We start from the raw sequence: 406 nt of genomic DNA, 5'->3' as shown, positions 1-406 counted from the left end.
GCTGACCGGCGTCGGCTCGCAGTACCTGTTCTCGTTCGCCGACCGGGAGGGCCGGACCCTCGACGGCGGTGGGTACTACCGGCTGGTGCTGCCGCCGGACATTCCCGCCGCCCGGTTCTGGTCGGTCACCGTCTACGACAACCAGACGCGGTCGATGCTCGACACCCCGCAACGGTTCCCACGGGCCGGCAGCCAGGCGTATCCCACCCCGGCTGCGGTTCCCGACGGGGACGGCACGACCACGGTGCACTTCGGGCCCGATCGGCCCGACGGTGTGCCGGACGGCAACTGGATCCGAACCACACCCGGCCGGGGGTGGTTCGTGGTCCTGCGGCTCTACAGCCCGCTGCAGCCGTTCTTCGACAAGACCTGGCGGCCGGGCGAGATCGAGTCGGTGGACTGACCT

General features: G+C 70.7%; 1 protein-coding gene. It reads left to right on the top strand.

Annotated features, from left to right (window positions below; genetic code table 11):
* Window positions 1-403: DUF1214 domain-containing protein (locus BA175_RS29070; RefSeq protein WP_139131422.1), on the top strand; the 403-nt coding region annotated here is incomplete at its 5' end.
* Between the last annotated feature and the right edge of the window lie 3 nt (window positions 404-406).

It is taken from the genome of Streptomyces griseus, assembly GCF_001715295.1.
Lineage (GTDB): Bacteria > Actinomycetota > Actinomycetes > Streptomycetales > Streptomycetaceae > Streptomyces > Streptomyces griseus_G.
The sequence above is the reverse complement of the archived record's forward strand: the minus strand, read 5'-3'. Positions and strand labels throughout refer to the sequence as shown.